Source organism: Mycobacterium sp. 852002-10029_SCH5224772, from assembly GCF_001667315.1.
Taxonomy (GTDB): Bacteria; Actinomycetota; Actinomycetes; order Mycobacteriales; family Mycobacteriaceae; genus Mycobacterium.
The window spans coordinates 1-4,717 of the sequence record NZ_LZHT01000104.1 but is presented as its reverse complement, the minus strand read 5'-3'; the positions used below and the strand labels follow the sequence as shown (position 1 = coordinate 4,717).

The 4,717-nt window shown below is 66.3% G+C and carries 5 protein-coding genes; 2 read left to right on the top strand and 3 right to left on the bottom strand.

All coding sequences use genetic code 11. The features are described 5' to 3' along the window. Positions 1–283, bottom strand: a 283-nt coding sequence (locus A5775_RS18385) for a macro domain-containing protein (RefSeq protein WP_197512716.1), incomplete at its 3' end; no start/stop codon positions are given. Between the two features lie 35 nt (positions 284–318). Between A5775_RS18385 and A5775_RS18380 the strand changes: the two genes are divergently transcribed. Then, positions 319–1,638, top strand: a complete 1,320-nt coding sequence (locus tag A5775_RS18380) for a competence/damage-inducible protein A (RefSeq protein ID WP_067255528.1) — start codon at positions 319–321, stop codon at positions 1,636–1,638. Between the two features lie 2 nt (positions 1,639–1,640). On the opposite strand, the gene A5775_RS18375 is transcribed toward A5775_RS18380, so the two are convergent. Then, the gene (locus tag A5775_RS18375; RefSeq protein WP_255362119.1) at positions 1,641–2,993 is read right to left on the bottom strand and encodes an MFS transporter; all 1,353 of its coding nucleotides are present in this window, start codon (positions 2,991–2,993) and stop codon (positions 1,641–1,643) included. On the opposite strand from A5775_RS18375, the gene A5775_RS18370 reads away from it, so the two are divergent. Further along, a complete protein-coding gene (locus tag A5775_RS18370) occupies positions 2,992–4,059 on the top strand; it encodes an amidohydrolase family protein (protein ID WP_067255526.1) in 1,068 nt (355 codons plus the stop codon). The genes A5775_RS18375 and A5775_RS18370 overlap by 2 nt on opposite strands. Positions 4,060–4,132: 73 nt before the next feature. Here A5775_RS18370 and A5775_RS18365 read toward each other — a convergent pair. After that, positions 4,133–4,717, bottom strand: a 585-nt coding sequence (locus tag A5775_RS18365) for an HNH endonuclease signature motif containing protein (RefSeq protein WP_156660765.1), incomplete at its 5' end; no start/stop codon positions are given.

Below are 4,717 nucleotides of genomic sequence, written 5' to 3'. Positions count from 1 at the left end.
CCGTGGCGGCGCCGCTGATCTCGGCGGAGGTCGGGCCCCCGAGCTCCATCGTCGCCGCGTGGATGACGTAACGCGCGGGCATGTCGCCGGCCGTGGTCTCGATCGCTTCGCCGAGCCCGATCGGCGCCTTCTGGGTCGATTCGCGCTGCACTTCGGGCCCGCCCGCGCGCGAGATGGCCGCGGCGACGCCGCCGCCGTGCCGCAGCTGTGTATTGGCCGCGTTGGTGACCGCGTCGACTTCGAGCTGCGTCACATCGGTTTGAAGCACCTCTAACTCGATCATCGGCTCATTGTCCCGCAAAGGCGTCTCGCAGGCCCATGCGTAGGCTCAGGGCGGTGAGCGCACGCGCAGGCATCGTTGTCACCGGAACAGAGGTCCTCACCGGACGTGTCCAAGACGCCAACGGCCCCTGGATCGCCGACCGCCTCCTGGAGCTGGGTGTCGAACTGGCGCACATCACGATCTGCGGGGACCGCCCAGCCGACATCGAGGCCCAACTTCGTTTTCTCGCCGATCAAGGCGTGGACCTGATCGTCACCAGCGGCGGCCTGGGACCCACAGCCGACGACATGACCGTCGAGGTGGTGGCGCGCTTCTGCGGGCGCGAGTTGCTGTTGGACGCCGAGGTCGAAGAGAAGATCGCGAACATCCTCAAGAAACTGATGGCGCGCAATCCCGCGTTCCAATCCGCCTTGGACCCCGGCACTTTCGAGTCGCTGCGGGCCGCCAACCGCAAGCAGGCCATGGTGCCCGCGGGGGCGCAGGTGCTCGACCCGGTCGGCACCGCGCCCGGCGTCGTGGTGCCCGGCGAGCCCACCGTGATCGTGCTGCCCGGGCCGCCGCGCGAGTTGCAGCCGATGTGGCACACGGCCATTCAGACGCCCGCGGCGCAGGACGCGATTGCCGGCCGGACCATCTATCGGCAGGAGATGCTGCGGATGTTCGGGCTGCCCGAGTCGGGGTTGGCCGAAACGCTGCGCGACGCCGAAAAGGCCGTGCCCGGCTTCGAGCACCTCGAGATCACCACCTGTCTGCGGCGCGGGGAGATCGAAATGGTTACCCGCTACGAGCCGGCGGCGGCCGGCGCGTACGCCCAGCTCACCGAGCTGCTGCGCGACAGGCACGGCGATCAGCTCTACTCCGAGGACGGTTCGCGGGTCGACGATCTGGTTGCGCGGCTGCTGGCTGGTCACCGGATTGCGACGGCGGAGTCGTGTACCGCGGGCCTGCTGGCGGCGCGGCTGACCGACCGGCCCGGATCGTCGGACTACGTGGCCGGCGGCGTGGTGTCGTACTCGAACGAGGCGAAAGCGGACTTGCTGGGCGTCGACCCGGCGCTGATCGAGGCACATGGCGCGGTGTCCGAGCCGGTGGCCGAGGCGATGGCCGCGGGAGCGCTGCAACGCTTCGGCGCCGACACCGCCGTCGCGATCACCGGGATCGCCGGACCGGGCGGGGGTACGGACGAAAAGCCGGTGGGCACGGTCTGCTTCAGCGTGAAGGTGGGCCCACCCGGTTCGACGGGCCGTACGGATACCCGCACGCTACGGCTTCCCGGCAACCGGTCCGATATTCGGGAGCGCTCGACGACGGTGGCCATGCACCTCCTGCTGCGCCTCCTGAGCGCTCCTGACTAGCTTCATGTCACTTCGGTTGCGAGAAATGAATTTTCCATCGTGCCGAAGCGGATTCCCGTCGCGTCTTTCCCGATCAGCGTCAGCACCACGACCGCGATCAACACCGGCACGATCGTCGCCGCCAACGCGAACGGGTAGCCGTGGGATTCGGCGAGCCGTTCCTGGATCGGTAAATTGAACGCCGCCAACAGGTTTCCGAGTTGGTAGGTCACGCCGGGATAGAGGCCACGGATGGCGTCCGGCGACATCTCGGTGAGGTGGGCGGGAATCACACCCCACGCGCCTTGCACGAAGAGCTGCATCAAAAACGAACCCAGGCATAGCATGGCCGCACCGCGCGAGTAAGCGAACAGCGGCACGATCGGCAGCGCCAAAATCGCGCAGAAGACGACCGTGTAGCGGCGGCTCAATCGTTGCGACAGCGTTCCGAAGACGAGCCCACCGATGACGGCGCCGACGTTGTAGACCACCACGATCCACTTGACCGTCGTGCTGGACAGGCCGGCGCCGTGATTGGTGTGCGCGCCCAGGAAGGTGGGGTACACATCCTGTGTGCCGTGGCTCATCCAGTTGAACGCCGTCATCAGCAGCGCCAGGTAGAAGAAGCGTCTGATGATCGCGCCGTTGCGCAGCACGTCGCGGATTCTGGTGCTGGTGACCTTCATCCGGTCTTGGGCTGCCTCCCACACCTCGGATTCCTCCACCCGGTAGCGGATGATGAGGCTGATCAGGGCGGGAACGATGCTCAGGCCGAACAACCAGCGCCACGACAACCCGAGCCAGCCCATCACCACCAGGGAAGCGACGCTCGCCAACAGGTAACCGAATGCGTAACCCTCCTGCAGCAGCCCGGAGAAAAATCCGCGTCGCTCCAGCGGAACCTTCTCCATGGCGAGCGCGGCACCAAGCCCCCATTCACCGCCCATGCCAATCCCGTACAACAGTCGCAGGATGACCAGCACGGTGAAGTTGGGCGCGAATGCGCACAGGAAGCCGACGACCGAATAGAACATGACGTCGACCATCAGTGGCAGTCGCCGACCGACGCGGTCAGCCCACAGCCCGAACAGCAGCGCGCCGACCGGACGCATCACCAGGGTGGCCGTGGTGACGAACGCGACCTCGGCCTTGCTGTGGTGGAACGTCTTCGCGATGTCGGCGTAGACGAGGACCACGATGAAGTAGTCGAAGGCGTCCATCGTCCAGCCCAACAACGCCGCGACGAAGGAGTTCCGCTGATCGGCGGTCAACTTCTTTTGCGGACTCTGTGGGGTCACGTCAGCATCGTGGCGTACCGAACGCGTCGGCGCGACCTGTTTCGCCGTGCACGGTCCGGGAGTAAGTTCCGGATACATGCGGATCATCGACGCCGACGGCCATGTCGCCGAAAATTCCTCGCTGGCAGTCGAAGCGATCAAACGATGGCCGGAATACGTCAAGCCCAGCACGCACGGGCGGCTCGGGTTGATGCTCGAGGGCCGCAACTATCCGGAGGATCGCGGCCCGGGCGCCGGCTGCCCGCCCGAACATGGGATCAGCAAGGCACCCGATATCAACTGTCGATCCGCCCAAGGTGTGCTGGGTGACGCCGATCGCGATCACATCGACACGATGGTGCTCTATCCCAGCCTCGGCCTGTGCGCGCCGAGCCTTGAGAACCCCGAATTCGCCGCCGGGTTCGCCCGGCTCTACAACGAGTGGATCGCCGAGTACTGCGCCGCCTCGGATGGGCGGCTCCGGGGCGTCGCGGTGACTCCGATCGAGCATGGCCGGCTGGCGATCGATGTCATGACCGAAGCCAAAGACCTTGGGCTGGTGGCAACTTTGGTCCCGCCGGCGCTCAAGACCCGCAACCTCGACGACCCCGACCTCGACGCGTTCTACGCCGCCGCCGTCGAGCTCGGGATGCCGCTGGGCGTGCATGGCGCCCCGGGCATCCACCTGCCCAAGATCGGAGTGGACCGCTTCACGAATTACATTCAGGTGCACTGCATCAGCTTTCCGTTTGACCAGATGACCGCGATGACCGCTCTGGTCTCCGGTGGTGTCTTCGAGCGCCACCCGGAGTTACGGGTCGCCTTCCTCGAGGCGGGCGCGGGCTGGGTTCCGTTCTTCATCGATCGGCTGCACGAGCATTACGAGAAGCGCGGCGACTGGGTGGAGCGGGGCTGGCGTCGCGATCCGCACGATTATCTGACCGCGGGCAACATTTGGGTGACGTGCGAGCCGGAGGAACCGATTCTGCCCGGAGTAATCGACGTGCTGGGTTCCGATTTCATCATGTTCGCCAGCGACTACCCGCACTGGGACGGCGAGTGGCCCGAGAGCACCAAGCATTTACGAACTCGCGCCGACATCAGCGAGGACGCCCGGGAAAAGATCGGCGGCCTCAACGCGCAGCGTTTCTACAACCTCAACTAGCGGCGATCGCGAGCGCGGCGCAGCCGGGCGACGCGGGTCGGCGCCACCTGAACCAGTGGCAACCTACGAAGTGTCATGCCGCCCCGGGGTTGTCGGCTTCTTCGTCGTCGTCGCCGTCGCGTAGGAGTTTTTCGGGGTGGTGGTAGGTGTTGGTGCGGGGTTGGCCGTGGTCGAGGTGGGGGGGTGGTTTCCATTCGGTGTCGCCGTGGGTGTTTTTGTGGGTGGTCCAGCCGCGGGGTTGGAGCATGCGGTGATGGGGGCCGCAGGCGAAGGTGAGGTCGTTGATGTCGGTGCTGTGGCAGGTGGCGTAGTCGGTGACGTGGTGGACTTCGCAGTAGTAGCCCGACACGGTGCACCCGGGTGTGGTGCAGCCGCGGTCTTTGGCGTGCAACACGATTCGTTGGCCGGGGGAGGCCAGCCGTTTGGTGTGATAGAGGGCCAGGGCTTTGCCGTTGTCGAAGATGGCTAGGTAGTGGTGGGCGTGGCGGCCCAGGCGGATCACGTCGCTCATCGGCACGATGGTGCCCCCACCGGTCAGGCCGCGTCCGGCGGCGGCCTCCAGTTCGGCCAGGGTGGTGGTGACGATGATGCAGGCCGGCAGCCCGTTGTGCTGGCCCAACTTCCCGGAGGCCAGCAGGCCGCGCAGCCCGGCCAGCAG